Genomic DNA, 14,112 nt, shown 5'->3' with positions numbered 1-14,112 from the left:
CTGATGTGCATTGCGCAGGCGCCACACACCGGCCACGGCGGCCGCACCGAAGCGCGATCCGGTGACTACCGGCTCGTCATGCCCGCGAAATAGGTGCCCAGCAGGCTCGCCCCGATGAGAATCACCCAGGTATCGGTCAGTCGGCACAGCAGGGCGGGAGCCAGCCTGACTTCCATGAACTCCCGAAAGATGATGCGCACCTTGATGAGCGCGATCACGATGACGCTGGACGTGACCAACGCGCTGGGTTTCAGCGAATCCGCGTGGTCGATCGCCAGATAGCCCAGCGTCAACGACGCCAGCACGACCCAGACCCCCAACAGCCGCTTGTTGACTTTGAGCACCGTCACCTCACCACGTACAGCAATGCAAAGATGAGCACCCACAGATAGTCGACCGTGTGCCAGTACGTCGCGCACGTCTCGACAAGCTCCTGCGATCGCCGCGCCGGACTCCAAAGCTGGTACGCGACAACACCGAGCACCACGAACCCGATCAGCAGGTGCACGAAATGGATGCCGGTGAGAAAGAAGTAGTAGGTGAAGAAGTCGTTGCTGTCCAGGCCGTTTCCCATGCGGACCAACCGGGCCCACTCGAAGACCTTGAAAAACAGGAAAACGGCGGCGAATCCGGCCGTGAGGAAAACATCCCTGAGGGCCGCCCGGTAGGCGCCGACCCGAGACGACTGCACACAGCGCGCCACCGACCAGGAGCTCAGCAACAAGACCAGCGTGTTGAAGACCCCGATGCGCAGGTCGAGCTGCGCCTGCGAGTGCAGGAACAGCTGCGCGTTCCGGCCGCGGTAGAACAGGTAGAATCCGAAATACGCTGTGAATATCAAGGTTTCGAACAGAACGAAGGCCCACATGTCGGGCTGGCCGGGTACGGCCCCGGCGCGTTCGGTCTTCTCGGCCACGTGTGTCATCGCGCGGCCGCGAGTTCCGGGAGGGTCCCGGCACCGAAGTCCTCACGCTGGATCATGCGCATGAGCATGAAGATGAAGACACCGGTATAGATGCCGAACACGACCACGTTCAGCCACCAGGCGATCTGACCGTTCCACGCCAGCACGCCCCGCCGGAAGATCCAGCACGGTGCCACCACGACCTCGGTGAGCGCGTTGCACAGGTTGAGGTAGCCAAACCACTTGGGAAAGACCCGATTCGTGTCGAGCAGGATTGCGAGCAGCCAGATCAGCGAGCCGATCAGGAAGACCCCCATGGTCCCGTCGAAGGACAGGAAGGCGAAGTCGTAGAGCCAGCCGATCGCCCGGGGGTCGCGCTCTGGTCGCAGCGTGCCGACGATCAGCGCGATGTTGAGCAACAGCATGCCGGGAATCGCACTGAGCGAGTAGATGATCAGGTAGGAGTACGCGAACACCGCGCTGACCGACATGCGCCGCATCGAGTAGGCGATGAGGGCGTTGTTCACGGCGATCATGCCGCCGACCGCGAAGATGATGCCGAAGCCGACGGGTATCCCGAGGTGGCGTTCGTGAAACCAGTGCACCTGCGTCGCGAGGTCCCAGGCGGGCTGCGGCGGTGGCTGCACCCGGGTCACCACGAAGAAAATCGGGAAGAACAGGCTGTAGAAGACGACGAGTGTGCCCCAGGCCAGCCACAACTCGCGCTTGGGATGGTGCCGGCACTGCCAGGCGATGCGTCGAAGCAGCGGGCCGGCGGGCGGCGTCGGCGGCGGCCCCTGGTGTGTCGTCGTCGCGCTCATACGCCGACCAGTTCCGCGCCGTCGCGGCGGTGGTCGGCGCGCTCGCGATAGACGGCCCGGCCCACGACGACCCCCATGACGACGAGCCACACGGCGATAGCGATGTTCTTCAGCCAGAATGACAACGCGCCGTCCCACGCCAACGGACCGGACAACGACAGGCCGGCGAAGGACGCAGGCACCAACGCGGCCGCCACGGCCAGGTTGAAGCGCGCCACCCAGCGGTTGAATATCGGGCACGGCTGGTCATCGAAATATATTGCCAGGGCGAGGATCACGCTCTGCCCGATCAGGAAGGGGACCAGAATGGTGAACGTGATCCAGCCGAAGTCGTTCAACAGCTCCGTTAGCTCGGGGCTTCGTTCCGGCCGGAAGGCGGCCAGCAGCCAGCAGACGTCGGCGACGAGGAAAAGGGTGGGACCGCCGGCCACGCACCCCAGCAATGCGTAGGAGAAGATCGGCGTGCGATGCGCCATCCTGCGGACCTGCATCACGATCAGCGTCAGCATCGGGATGAGGCACACGCCGAACCAGTTGAACAGGATCATGCTGTAGCGGATCTCGGGCAGGTGGGCCGGATCGCGGTAGAACGCGGCGACCTGCTCGGCGGTCATCGTCGGCGACATCGGCGGGTCGAAGCCCGGGAACAGGAAGAAGGCGGCCACCCAGATGACCACCACGACGGGCAGCGTCCACAGCAGGATCAACTCGCCGTCGACGCGCCGCAGGGGGATTGACGGAGACGGCCGGCCTTGCGGATGACTCCCGCCGATGTCGGACATCGCCTGACTCCCTCCGGCACCCCAGACACCGGGCCGCGCCCGGCTAGTCGCGAAGCTAGCCGATCGGCTAGTCAGGCGTCAATAGCCGTTCGGCTAGTCTCGTCGTGTGGTTTCCTCGCCCCCCGCCCCCCGGCTGCGCTCCATCACGCGCAGTCCCGCCCAGACGCGCGTGATGGACGCGGCACTGAAACTGATCGCCGAGCACGGCGTGGGGGGAACCTCGTTGCAGATGATCGCCGACGCGATCGGGGTCACCAAAGCGGCCGTCTACCACCAGTTCAAGACCAAAGAACAGATCGTCATCGCGCTCACCGAGCGCGAGCTCGGCGGCCTCGAGGAAGCGCTGGAGGCCGCCGAGGCCGAAGATCACCTGCCGCGGGCGCGAGAGTTGTTGCTGGACCGGGTCATCGACCTGGCCGTCGAACGCCGCGGTGCGGCCAGCACCTTGCAGTTCGATCCCGTCATCGTCCGGCTACTCGCCGATCACCAACCGTTCCAGCGTTTCATCGAGCGTCTCTACCGGGTGCTCGCCGGAGATCCCGGTGCCGATGGCCGGGTCCTGGCGGCGATGCTGTCGGGCGCCATCGCCGTCGGGGTCGTGCATCCGCTCGTCGCCGACATCGACAACGAGGCACTGGCTTTCGAACTGCGGCGCATCACCCGCCGCCTCTTCGAGGCGCCCGGATAGTGATATGAATGACCCGGCACAGAAGTCGCATGGGTCCCGCGCGGGGGTCCACCGCACGAATCGCCAAGCCGATATCTCGTGCGGCACCGAGTTCTCCAGGCGAGCCGGTGGCCGCGGTCAATCGCATTCGCCATCAACGCACTAACGAATCCGAAAAATTGTTTGCCGCGTTCGGCGTGCGCTCCGGTACGGTTTTCCCATGAACAGAGTCGCGCGCCTGGCCGCCGCAGCGATCACGGCGCTCATTGGTTTGGGATTGGCGAGTGTCAGCACCGCGAACCGCGCCCTCGCCGACGATCCGCCCTTCCCGTTCGTCGGTTACCACTGGTGCCCGGGCAACCCCTTCAACCCTGCGTGGGGCCCCCAGTGGGATCCGACCACCTGCCACGACGCGCACCACCGCGACAAGGACGGCACGATTCACAGCGACGACTACTTCGGACCGAGTCCGTTTCAGGATTTGCCCGAACAGCGTTACCTGGGGCCGTGAATTCGGCCGTAGCTAGGTGTCGCCGCGCTCCCAGTTCTGGACGCCGTCGTGCGCATTGCACACCAAGAACAGGCCATCCGGAGCCTGCGCGACGTAGTACTCCGGGTAGTCGGTGCAGGACGAGTTCTCTTCTTTGACACCTGCCATCGGGGGGGACCGGAACCATCGGGGCTCGTATCTGCGCGGCGAACCGCAGAACATCAGCCGACCCGGCTGAGTGGCGAAAGAGACGTAATAGTCGGCGGTCCCGAACACGTAGTAAGTGGTGTTGTCGCATGGGGCACCGAGCACGACGTGCGGCATGATTCCCGGCGTGCAGCCCGGGTAATCACAGTTGACCGGTCCGGCAGCGGCCGGTGGCGCCGCAAGCGCACCAGCGCCGAGCAATACTGCGACCGCGGCGACGATCATTCGCACACGATTACTTTGCCACAGCAGGCATCCGGCGGGGAATAGAATTCTCTCTTTTGGAGAAGACCCACAAGCCCACATCGTCGCCATCCCCACCGACAGCCCGGCTTGGCAGTGATAATGTGGCTCTCTCCTGCCACAGCGGACGAGGAGGTGATCCAGTGCCGCCGCGCAAGCTGCCCGCTGAGCCGCCGGAAGCCGATGGGGTCATCCCCGTCGCGAGTTCCCCGTCGCACGCCGACGAAGACGAGCTCGCGCAGGCCGAAGCCCGCGCCGAAGCCGCCCGTTCCCGCGCGACACTGCTCCGTCGGCAGGCCGAAGCGGCATCGAACGGCCACGGCGACCACGTCGCCCACGACGAGCCTGCTTTGGAGTGGCCGTCGTCGCGCCGGCGAAGGTTGCGCCGTCCCGGCCGGGAAGCTCTGACCGCGTCTGCTGCGGTTGTCCTCATCTGCACCTCGCTGGCCGGAAGCGGCGGCCTGGTTTGGCATCACCGCATGGTGGCTCAGCAGACGCAGCGTGCCGCGAAGTTCTCCGCGACGGCCCGCGACGCCGTGGTGGCGATGATGACCATCGAGCCCGGCACGGCAAGAGACGACATGCAACGTTTCGTCGACGACACCACCGGGCTTTTCAAGGCCAGCATCCTGATGAGCGCCGAGCGGTACCTCAAGGCGGTCCAGGAGTTGAAGATAAGCTCCAAGGTCGCTGTGCAGGCCGTTGGCGTGGAGTCGATGACCAAGGACTCGGCGGTCGTGCTGGTGGCGGCGAAATCGGAGCTCAGCAAGCCCGACCAGGCCAAGCCGGCCGTGCGGTCGATGCGCGTCGTGGTCAGCGTCGAAGAGGACAACGGGCAGCCCAAAGTCTCCAGGCTCGAGTTCGTCCCGTGACGGTCGACGACGGCGGCGTCAGGAGGACAGCGCTTCGCGATCGGGCCGGCCGCGGACTCGGCGCGATAGGGCGCTGGGTGCGTCGCTGCCTGGCGCGATGGCGTCCAATTCTATTGACCGTGTTACTGGTTGGCGCGTTGACGTTCGGGGCGGGCTACTTCTACTTTGTGTACCGCCCGGATGTGCTGACCGACGACGCCGCGATGCACCAGGCCGTCAAAGCCGCCAGCGATGGTGCGGTGGCGCTGCTGTCGTATTCGCCCGAAACGCTCGACCGGGATTTCGCCAACGCCAGGTCCCGGGTGACCGACGACTACCTGACCTACTACCAGCGGTTCGTCGACCAGATCGCCGGCCCGGCGGCGCAGCGGGGGCAAGTCACCACGACCGCGACCGTGGTCAAGGCGGCCGTGTCGCAAATGCAGCCGAATTCGGCGGTCGTGCTTGCTTTCGTGAAACTGAAGACCGCGAGCAAGGAGAAGCCGGACCCGGTCGTGACGTCGAGCAGCCTGCGGCTCACACTGACAAAGGTCAACGGTGCGTGGCTTATTGAGAAGTTCGAGGCTGTATGAGCGCCCTCGGCGCCCATATCGTCAACCCTGCCGAAATGGGTGGAAACGGTGTTAATCTGTGAATTCACCTGAGAATGCTGGCTGTAGCGCGTCGAGGAGCAAGTGATGCGTTCACTGAATTTGGCGATGAGCGCCGCATTGGCATTGGCGGCCGTCGGTGCAGCGGGTGGGGTGGCCATAGCCCCGTCAGCGTGGGCCTACGACCCTGCCATCAACGGGACGTATACCGCCACGGTGGTCGGCGAATGGGCCAGGACGAATCAGGTGTTTCACCAGGAAGAGATGGCGCGGAGCACCTGGAAGATCACGTCTTCGTGTACCACCGCCCAAGACTGTGCCGGCCAGGTGGTCAGCGACCAGGGCTGGACTGCACCGCTGAAAATGCACGACGGAATGGTTTGGTGGGTCAAGCGCGACATCCCGAATTGGGAAACCTGTCCCGACGGGACCCCGAACGTCGGGCACGACGTCATTTATTTCTATCCCTCGGACCCTGAAACCGGCGAAAACAAGTTCGGCTCACCGGTTCTGGCCGGCAGGGAACACACGACCGGTCCGGCCGGCGCCTGCGGGACCAGCGCCCCGCTGTACATCGAACAGCCGTTCCGCCTGGACAAGACAGGGTAATCCGAGCCCGCAAGCGGCCCGGCCGGGCAATCGTTTTGGGCGACGCTCAGGTGGGGAACATGTCCTTCCACGTCTTGGGTGTGCCCTTCTCAGCCAGATTCGACTGACGGTAGACCTTTCCGTCCGGGGCGACGTAGCTACCGGTACGTGGGTCGTACTCCGCCACAGCGACAGACGGACTCGGCTTTGATTCGTTGCTCCCGAACGCACTTGGCGCCGCGGCCGTGGCACCGGTGGGTGTGGCCCCGGAGCCGGAGGGAACGTCGAGCGGCGCGATGGGTGAGACCTCGCCCATCTGCGTCGCGGGGCCGGGCGGCGCCGGCGGTGCCGCTGGTGCGTCGGGACCTGTTCCCCGCGGAACCGCTCCCGGCGGTAGCGGCGTGCCCTCCACCGGCCCGAAGATCCTCTCCCTGTTCCAGTTGACCCGGTCGTCCGGCGCAATGCCCTGCGCGATGAGGTTCGGATCCAGTGGGTACGTGCCAAAGACGTGCTGTCTCATCGCGAGCGGTTCGAATGGCTTGTCGCTCTCGCAGATTTCGACCGTGGGCGCGCGCTTACCGGGCTGGCCCATACACGGATAGTTGCGGGCACCGCGGACGCCGATCGGTGAATCCTGCGGCAGCTTGCAGTACAACCCGTCGGGGGTGTCGACGATCCGGGTGTCGGACGGAGCGCGCCATTCGCTCGGCGGCAGAAAGCCGACCGTGCAGGCGGGGGGATCGCTGAGGACAAGATTGAACGCACCGGTGGCCAGCCCGTTGGGGCTCTTCGTGCCGATGAACGACTGAATCGCGGCGGTGAACGGCGGCAGCAATACAAGTGCCTGCTCGAGCGAGGCGTGGTAGGTGATGCCGATCTGGCCAACGGTGGTGAGGTTGGCGAGCAGCACGGGCAGCGTTGGTTTGATCTGCTCGAGCAGTCTGGACGCCTCGTCGAAGGCTCCCGGCCCCCTGGCCAGCAGAGTGCGGATCTGTGGGTCGTTCTGAGCGAGTTGACCGGAGACACCGGCAAGGCTGCGCGCCCACAATCGGATCGAGTCGGTGGTCTTTTCCTGCGTGTCGAGGAATGGCCCCGTGTCGTCGGTCAGGCTCCGGGCGCGGTCGGCGACGCCGTTGAGGTCGCCGGAGAATTTCGCCGAAGAGTCGAACAGCGACTTGAAATCGTAACCGGCGCCGTTGAACGCCTGGAAGGTCTCGTCGAGCAACTGACCGAGCTTGCCCTTGGGAATGCTGTTGATCAACTTGCTGCTCTGGTCGAGCACGGGACCGACCGGCTGCGGGATCGAGGCGTCGTTCACGGCGATGACCGAGCCGTCGTGCAGGTAGGGCGCCGAGTCGGTTCGCGGGCGCAGATCCACGTAGTACTCACCGACCGCGGAGACGCTGCGCACCTCGGCTTTGAGGTCCGCCGGAATCTTGGGCGAGGTATCAAGGGAGAGAGTGGCTTCCGCGCCGTGGGGCGTCAAACCCACCGACGTCACCTTGCCCATCTGCACCCCGCGGTAGGTCACGTTGCTGAAGCGGTAGAGCCCACCCGTGGCCGGCAGCTTCAGCGTGACCGCATCTTGCCGACGCCCAGCAGCGTCGGAGCCTGGACGTACCACAACACCATCAGGACGATGCCGATGGTTCCCGCGATGGCGAACACCGCCAACTGGATTCGGACGAAACGGGTCAGCATCTACCGGCCTCCGTCCGTCGGCTGAACCGGCGTCGCGCCCGGCACCGGGGCGCCCTGGTCCGCGGGCGATGCCTCCCGTTGCGGCGGTCCGGGCAAAGCCGGCGGCGACGACGACGGTTCGGGCGCAGCGTCCGGCCCGAGCATCGTCAGGCCGGCGACCAGGGGCGATACCGGCGCCGGCGGCGTAGGCGGCGGCGCGTCCGCCGACTGCGGGTTGGCAGTTGCCGGTGGCACGTACGGCGCCGGCACGCCGGGTTGCCATGGCGCCGCGTTCGGGCCGCGCATCGGTTCCCCGACCGGCCCCGGCCCGGTCACGCCTCCGGGTGCGCCGGGTGGAGCTCCGTACTTGTACAGCAAGTACTCCGGGTCCCCGGGCGCCGGCACGACCTCGGCGCCCAGGCGTTCCCAGTGGGTGCCCCGCAGGATGCTCTTGCGCAGACCGGCGTTCGTCAAGTCGATGTAGAAGAAGCCGTTGACGTAATCGCCCCGGATGTTCCGGTCGATGAAACCCTGGGTGAATGGGAAAGTGGGCGCATAGGCAAGGGCAGCGTCCAGGTCGGGCCCGATGTCGGCGAGCGCCGCAAGCGTTGGCCCCAGGTTCTTCAGGTTCCTGACCAAGTCGGATCCCGCGTCGTTCACGAGCTTGGTGGCGGTGTTGCCGAACGTTCCCAGCCTGTTCAAAGCCGTCGTCAACTGGGGCCGCTCCTTGTTCAGAACGTCCAGTGCGGGCGGAATCTTGTACAGCGCCTGGGTGATCACGTCGCGCTGCGCGGCGAAGGTGCCTGAGAGCCGGTTCAGCGCCTGTATGGATGCGACGAGGTTGCCGCGCTGCTGGTCGAGAGTGCCCACGAACCTGTCGAGCCGCGCCAGCAGGTCGCGAACGTCGCCCGCGCGCCCGGACAGGCTGGCGTTGAAATTGTGGATGATGTCCCCGATCTGCCCGAGCCCCCCGGCGTTGAGGATCACCGACAACGACGACAGCGTCTGCTCGGTCGATGGATAGGTAGACGACCGGTTCAACGGGATCGTGGCGCCGGGCTGCAGCCGTCCGCTGGCCGGTTGACCGAGCGGCGGATTGAGTTCCAGGTGCATCGATCCCAACAGGCTGGTCTGGCCGACCTTCGCCACGACATTGGCCGGGATCGCGACCCCGGGCCGCAGCGAGATGTCCACGTTGGCGTGCCAGCCCTGCACCGTCATCTTGCTGATGCTGCCGACGATGACGTCGTCGATCATCACCGGTGAATTCGCCTCCAGCGTGCCTACATTGGCCAGCTGGACGTGGTAGACGCTGGCGCCAGGTCCGCGTCCGACCGCACCCGGCAAGGGCAGAGAGTTCAGACCGTTGAAAGCGCATCCGCTCGTGGCGAGCATGACGCAGCAGGCGAGCCCGAGGAGCCTCCGCAACGCGGGTACGGCGAATCGAGCCCTCATGGTTGCCCACTTTCCGCTGGGAGCAGCATGTCCGGGACGCTGGCCGGAGCCGGCGCCGGCTCTGCCGGTGTGCTCGGCGGGGGCGGCTCCGGCATGGCGGCTCCGGGTATCCGCGCCGGCGGCCCGGGTGGCGGCGGCGCGGACGGGTAATCGCCGGGCAGCCCGGTGTACGCGGACACCGCGGGCGGCAACTCGGGCGGTGCCAGCTTCGGGCCCTCCCCGCCGGGCTTCAGCCGTTCCTCGGTGTACACGACGTTGCGCGCGTCGAACGCCGGCGCCAGCAGCGGATTGACCGGCAACGGGAAGTAGTTGAAGTTGAAGAACATCAACGGGTTGAACACCTTCAAGGCCGGGCTCAGATACAGGCCGCACAACTTGCCCGTCTCGACCCCGGTGCCGTTTTCCAAGGCCCCGATCTGTGAGCAGAAGGTCCACGTCGGGTTGCTGAAGTTCTGCAATCCCACCCCACCGCGGATGTTTCCGACGTCGGGGTCGTAGTCGTTGTAGGCGTTGGCAAGAGCGTTCGGCGTCACGTGCAGAACGTTCTTGAGTGCCATCTTGTTGTCTACGAGGATCTGCGTGAGGTCGGCCAGCCGCGTTACCTGTTCCGACGTCTGGTCGCGGACGCCCGCGATGAAGCGCTGCACTTCCCCGACCGCACTCGACAGGTCCGTCATGGCCGCATCGAGGTCGGATTTGTTGTCGTCGAGGACGCTGGTGAGTGTGGCCAGCCGGTTGTTGAACTGGACGAGCTGGACGTTGCTGTCGCGCAGGGCGCCGACGAAAGTCTGCAGATTCTTGATGATGTCGACGATGTTGCCGCTTCCGTCCGCCAAGATCCGCCCCACCCCCGACAGCTCAGACAGCGTCTGGCGCAGCTTCTCACCGTTGCCACCGCCGAGCGCGTCGGCGGCGCTGTCGATGAACCGCGCCACCGACGGGGTGGACACCTTGCTGTTGGGCCCCAATTCCGTTGCCATCCGCATCAACTGGTCTTTGACCTCGTCCCATTCGACGGGCACGGCCGTCCGGTCGACCGGTATGACCGCGCCGTCGTGCATGGTGGGGCCACTCGACCGGTAGGCCGGGGTGAGCTGGACGTAGCGCGCCGCCACCAGGTTCTGGGCGACGATCACCGCCCGCGCATCCGCCGGGATGGGCACGTTGCGATCGACGTGCATGACCATCTCGGCCCGGGTGCCCTGCGGCCGGATGGACGCGATGGTCCCGACCTTCATGCCGGAGACCCGCACGTCGTCGCCCGGGTAGATCGCGGTGGTGGTGGGAAAGTACGCGGTGATCGTCTTCGGCCGAAAGAAGGTGTTGCGCATGGCAACAGCCGCCCCGACCACCAAGAGCCCGGCCAAGGCGACGGCCAGGACCGTCCTGAACCTGTGGCGGGGAATCGCCCCGAGCCGCATCACCGCGAACCTCCCGGTTGCATGTTGAACGGGAACGGGAGCAACGCGCGCGGTCCGGCGGTGTCCGGGGGTTGACCGGGAGCGCCGTAGGCGCGGAAGCCGAACGCGTAGTCGAACAGCCATTGGAAGAATTGCAGCTGGAACAGGTTCGGGATGAGCGGGTTGTAGTAGAACCCGCTGGACACGGTCTCCCCCTGCGTCAGCTCGTACTTCGCAAGGCCGGGCAGCGCTTTGGAGAGGTTGTCGCGGTTCTTCTCCAACATCGCGGTCACGGAGTTCAATTTCTCCAGCGACGGCGCCAACTTCGCCTCGTTGTCGTGCACCAGACCGGACAACTGCCTGGCCACCGCGGAGGTGCTGGACAACAGCCGGACGATCGCCTGCCGTCGCGTGACCAGCATGGACAGGAGGTCATTGGCGTTGAGGATCAACGTGTTCAGTTGGTTGCTGCGTTGCGACAGGATGCCGGTGACGTCGCCGGCACCCTTGAGCAACTCGCCGAGTGTCTCGTTACGGGCATTGAGGGTCTTGGAAATCCGGGTCAGGCTGTCGAACGTGGGCCCCAGTTGCGGCGCAACCTGATCCAGGGTCGCGGACAAAGTGTCGAGGGACTGGTTGAGCGATTCGGTGTTGGTCCCCTTGACGTCGGTCGCCAGGTCGCTGATGGCCTCCGACAGCGAGTAGGGGGACGACGTGCGCGACGCCGGGATGACGGTCATCGGGCGCATGGTGCCGCTGCCGGCGGACTCGACGGTCAGCACTCGTTGTCCCAGCAGCGAGCCTGTCCTGATGTGTGCGGTGCTGGCCGACCCGAGCCCGACGTTCCCGTTGACGGTGAACGTCACCAGCACGTCGCCGTGCTGCAGCGCCATGCCGGTCACGCTGCCCACCTTCATGCCTGACACCGTCACGTCATTGCCCTGGGCGAGACCGCCGGCATCGGAGAACAACGCCTGGTACCGGACCGTGGTAGCCCGCTGTATCAGCTGGTCGGGATTCAGCCCGACGGCAATGACCAGCATTATCAGGACGGCGCCGATGAACCCGGCTCGAATGAGGCCTGCTCCGCGGTACTTATTCATCGGGATCCTTCGGTTCCGCGCATCTCCCGGTGACCTGGTGGTTGATACCCACCTCGACCGTCCGGTACTGCAGATCGGATACACGCAGCGCCAGACCGCACAGATAGTAGGGGAACCAGGCACCGTAGGCGCCGAGCCTGGTCAGCTTCCGGTAGTTGTTCGGCAGTTTTTGCAGCGAGATGTCGAGGAGGTTCTTGTCCTTGTCCAGCAGAGGGGCCAACCGATTCAACTGGTCCACGGTGCCGGCCAGGGGCGCGCGGGCGCGTCCCAGCAGACTCGCGATCGACGCGGTTCCATTGTCCAGGGCGGTGATCGCGGTACCGATGGTGTCGCGATCCTGCGACAGTCCGCTGACCAATTTCTCGAGGCGCTCGATGGCCCCGGAGAATTTATTGCCCTCCTTGTCGACCGTGCCCACCACGGTGTTGAGGTTGTCGATCAGCGCCTGCACCGTCTCGTTGTTGTCGGCCAACGCGTTCGAAAAGGACGACGACTTGGCCATCAGCGACTGCAGGGTGTCGCCCTCGCCCTGGAAGACCTGGATGAGCGAGGCGCTCAGCGCGTTGACGTCCTGCGGGTTGAGGCCCTGGGTAACCGGCTTCAGCCCACCGAGCAGCAGGTCGATGTCGAGGGCCGGTGCCGTGCGATCGATCGGGATCTCCGAGCCGGGCGGCAGCAACTTGGTGGATCCGGGGCCGTCGACGAGTTCGAGGTAGCGGTCGCCGACCAGGTTCAGGTAGCGGATCACAGCCCGGGTTCCGTTGGTGAGCACGACTTTCCGCTCCGCGTCGAACTTCACGAGAACCGTTTTGTCCGGACGCAGCGAAACGCTGTTGACCGTACCCACCCGCACCCCGGCGACCCGCACGGTCTCGCCGGGCTTGAGCCGTGACACGTCGGTGAACTGTGCCGAGTACCCGTTCGTCGAACCGGTGGTGTACTGCCCGAAGATGAAGAACAGGAACACCGTCAACAGGATCATCACGGCGGCGAACGCCCCGAACTTGATGATCATCGCGCGCGAGCCGCTCATCCGGGTTGTCCCACCTGGAAGGAGTTGCGCGGTGGCCCGTCGATCGGGCCGTACAGCAACTGTTTGAGCGCGTCGGAGTTGAGCAGCAATTGCGGGTTGCCGTACTCCTGCGGGTTGGCGCCGACGTCGGCCACCACGAAAGGTGGAGCGACATCGAACGGCACCACGGGCAGGTCCTGGCACTGGGGACCGCCGGTCGCGGCCACCTTCGGCAGGTTGGCGGGATAGCGGTAGCGTTCGGCGCCGAAACCGAGGTAGACCGCCACCTTGACCATCGGCTCGGGCAGGGGCGGAGCCTTGAGGTTCACCAGCGATCCAGCGATGCCGCACCACAGCGCCTGGTGGTACTCGTTGAGCAGGTCGGTGGTCGGCGCCGCCAGATGCAGGACGTCGGTCAGTGCCTGCCTGTTGCCGCCTAACACGTCGTTGCCCATGTCGGCCAAGCCAATCGAGCTCATCAGGAAGGCATCCAGGTTTTGTTGCTCGTCGACGATCGACTTGCTCAGCTTGACCGTGTTGTCGGCCGTGGCGAGGAGATCCGGCGCCGCGTCGGCGTAGGCGTTGCTGACCGCGGGCAGGACCTCGAGGTCGTGACTCAGCGCGGGCAGGCTGGGCTCCTGCTTGGCCAGGAACGAATCCAGGTCGGACAGCATCTGGCCGATCTTGTGGCCCCGCCCATTGACCGCCGACGCGAGCGCGCCGAGGGTTTCGTTGAGCTTGGCCGGATCGATGGTCGACAACAACGACGTGAGTTGCTGGAACACCGTGTTGATCTCGACGGTGACGTGCTTGCCCTCGAGGACCTGACCGGGGTGCAACGCCTGCGCCGAGGGCTGGGCCGGCGGTATCAGTTCGACGAACTTGGCGCCGAAGACGGAGGTCGAGGCGATGTCGACGAGCACATTGGCGGGAATGAAGTGCAGCTGCGAGGGCTCGAGCGCAAGGTGCAGGACGGCCTGACCGTCGGGCCGCACGTCGATCGAGGCGACCTTGCCCACCTCGACTCCGCGCATCTTCACCTTGGCGTCGGGGTTCATCACCAGGCCCGCACGCTGCGAGACCACGGTAACCGGGATGCTCGTGGTGAAGTCGCCCTGGAACAGGCCCACGGCGACGCCGACGATCGCGGCGACCACCACGATGGTCGCCAGGCCCGCCAGGGGGCGGGCATACGACTCCGCGCCGAAGTGACTGCCGGGCGCCGCCGCGACCGGTCTTGCGGCGCTGGTGGTTTCCGAACGATGGATGGGGCCGGGACCGAGATGCTCCGTCACGTC

The 14,112-nt window shown here is 65.7% G+C and carries 15 protein-coding genes and 1 pseudogene; 5 read left to right on the top strand and 11 right to left on the bottom strand.

All coding sequences use genetic code 11. The annotated features are described in order from the left end of the window. Positions 1 to 65: 65 nt before the first annotated feature. The 4 genes from AB8998_RS06110 to AB8998_RS06095 are packed head-to-tail and all read right to left on the bottom strand — an operon-like array spanning position 66 to position 2,507. On the bottom strand, positions 66 to 344 hold the full coding sequence (locus tag AB8998_RS06110) for a cytochrome C oxidase subunit IV family protein (RefSeq protein WP_369741446.1): 279 nt from the start codon (positions 342 to 344) through the stop codon (positions 66 to 68). 2 nt (positions 345 to 346) lie between these two features. Further along, positions 347 to 925 (bottom strand): cytochrome c oxidase subunit 3 family protein, encoded by a 579-nt coding sequence (locus AB8998_RS06105; RefSeq protein ID WP_369737064.1) that lies wholly within the window; start codon positions 923 to 925, stop codon positions 347 to 349. After that, positions 922 to 1,725 carry a hypothetical protein gene (locus tag AB8998_RS06100; RefSeq protein WP_369737063.1) on the bottom strand — a complete coding sequence of 268 codons (804 nt, stop codon included), beginning with the start codon at positions 1,723 to 1,725 and terminating at the stop codon, positions 922 to 924. Before AB8998_RS06100 ends, AB8998_RS06105 begins: the two co-directional genes overlap by 4 nt. Then, positions 1,722 to 2,507 carry a hypothetical protein gene (locus AB8998_RS06095; protein WP_369737062.1) on the bottom strand — a complete coding sequence of 262 codons (786 nt, stop codon included), beginning with the start codon at positions 2,505 to 2,507 and terminating at the stop codon, positions 1,722 to 1,724. The genes AB8998_RS06100 and AB8998_RS06095 overlap by 4 nt, the downstream gene beginning before the upstream one ends. A gap of 172 nt (positions 2,508 to 2,679) precedes the next feature. On the opposite strand from AB8998_RS06095, the gene AB8998_RS06090 reads away from it, so the two are divergent. Both AB8998_RS06090 and AB8998_RS06085 read left to right on the top strand, forming a co-directional pair. Continuing rightward, positions 2,680 to 3,195 carry a TetR/AcrR family transcriptional regulator gene (locus AB8998_RS06090; protein WP_369737061.1) on the top strand — a complete coding sequence of 172 codons (516 nt, stop codon included), beginning with the start codon at positions 2,680 to 2,682 and terminating at the stop codon, positions 3,193 to 3,195. Between the two features lie 199 nt (positions 3,196 to 3,394). Continuing rightward, entirely contained in the window at positions 3,395 to 3,685 is a 291-nt protein-coding gene (locus tag AB8998_RS06085; protein WP_369737060.1) for an Mtp family mycobacterial-type pilin, read from the top strand. A 12-nt stretch (positions 3,686 to 3,697) separates the two neighbouring features. On the opposite strand, the gene AB8998_RS06080 is transcribed toward AB8998_RS06085, so the two are convergent. After that, positions 3,698 to 4,096, bottom strand: coding sequence for a hypothetical protein (locus AB8998_RS06080; RefSeq protein WP_369737059.1), 399 nt, complete (start codon positions 4,094 to 4,096; stop codon positions 3,698 to 3,700). 161 nt (positions 4,097 to 4,257) lie between these two features. Between AB8998_RS06080 and AB8998_RS06075 the strand changes: the two genes are divergently transcribed. From AB8998_RS06075 to AB8998_RS06065, 3 genes are all read left to right on the top strand, one after another. Next, entirely contained in the window at positions 4,258 to 4,986 is a 729-nt protein-coding gene (locus AB8998_RS06075; protein ID WP_369737058.1) for a hypothetical protein, read from the top strand. Then, positions 4,983 to 5,558, top strand: coding sequence for a twin-arginine translocation pathway signal (locus AB8998_RS06070; RefSeq protein ID WP_369737057.1), 576 nt, complete (start codon positions 4,983 to 4,985; stop codon positions 5,556 to 5,558). The genes AB8998_RS06075 and AB8998_RS06070 overlap by 4 nt, the downstream gene beginning before the upstream one ends. 105 nt (positions 5,559 to 5,663) lie before the next feature. Continuing rightward, positions 5,664 to 6,185, top strand: a complete 522-nt coding sequence (locus AB8998_RS06065) for an Rv2253/PknI dimerization domain-containing protein (protein WP_369737056.1) — start codon at positions 5,664 to 5,666, stop codon at positions 6,183 to 6,185. A gap of 46 nt (positions 6,186 to 6,231) precedes the next feature. Here the strand turns inward: AB8998_RS06065 and AB8998_RS06060 are convergent. From AB8998_RS06060 to AB8998_RS06035, 6 genes and pseudogenes are all read right to left on the bottom strand, one after another. Continuing rightward, positions 6,232 to 7,865 (bottom strand): annotated as a pseudogene (locus AB8998_RS06060) (MCE family protein). Beyond that, entirely contained in the window at positions 7,866 to 9,299 is a 1,434-nt protein-coding gene (locus tag AB8998_RS06055; RefSeq protein WP_369737055.1) for an MCE family protein, read from the bottom strand. Further along, the gene (locus AB8998_RS06050) at positions 9,296 to 10,720 is read right to left on the bottom strand and encodes an MCE family protein (protein ID WP_369737054.1); all 1,425 of its coding nucleotides are present in this window, start codon (positions 10,718 to 10,720) and stop codon (positions 9,296 to 9,298) included. Before AB8998_RS06050 ends, AB8998_RS06055 begins: the two co-directional genes overlap by 4 nt. Beyond that, entirely contained in the window at positions 10,720 to 11,802 is a 1,083-nt protein-coding gene (locus tag AB8998_RS06045) for an MCE family protein (RefSeq protein ID WP_369737053.1), read from the bottom strand. Before AB8998_RS06045 ends, AB8998_RS06050 begins: the two co-directional genes overlap by 1 nt. Next, positions 11,795 to 12,835 (bottom strand): MCE family protein, encoded by a 1,041-nt coding sequence (locus AB8998_RS06040; RefSeq protein WP_369737052.1) that lies wholly within the window; start codon positions 12,833 to 12,835, stop codon positions 11,795 to 11,797. Before AB8998_RS06040 ends, AB8998_RS06045 begins: the two co-directional genes overlap by 8 nt. Continuing rightward, entirely contained in the window at positions 12,832 to 14,109 is a 1,278-nt protein-coding gene (locus tag AB8998_RS06035; RefSeq protein WP_369737051.1) for an MCE family protein, read from the bottom strand. Before AB8998_RS06035 ends, AB8998_RS06040 begins: the two co-directional genes overlap by 4 nt. Positions 14,110 to 14,112: the final 3 nt, after the last annotated feature.

Origin of the sequence: Mycobacterium sp. HUMS_12744610, assembly GCF_041206865.1 — a bacterium.
Taxonomy (GTDB): domain Bacteria; phylum Actinomycetota; class Actinomycetes; order Mycobacteriales; family Mycobacteriaceae; genus Mycobacterium; species Mycobacterium servetii.
This window is presented reverse-complemented; position numbering and strand designations above follow the sequence as displayed.